Raw genomic sequence first — 288 nt, forward strand, 5'->3', positions numbered from 1 at the left:
TGGCACGGTACCTCATAACAAAAGGCGTACAACCGGATGATCTGGTCGGCATCTGCCTGGACCGTAGCCTGGAACTATTAGTCGGTATTTTAGGGATACTTAAATCAGGAGGCGCCTATGTTCCCATAGACCCGGATTATCCACAGGCGCGTATTGCTTATATGTTAGAGGATTCCGGAGTGAAAGTCCTGCTCAGTACCGGTGAGTGTGCAGCTACCTTTTCGGACAGGGACAATCTGGATGTTGTCCTGTTGGATGGTGATCGGGACAGGATCGCAAGAAGATCCG

1 protein-coding gene is annotated in these 288 nt (G+C 50.7%); it reads left to right on the forward strand.

Annotated elements, in window-relative coordinates; translation table 11 throughout:
* The coding region (locus AC04NP_RS30800; protein ID WP_482863973.1) for an AMP-binding protein at window positions 1–288 on the forward strand (288 nt) is incomplete at both ends.

The sequence above is a fragment of the Agaribacillus sp. DX54 genome, from assembly GCF_056858335.1.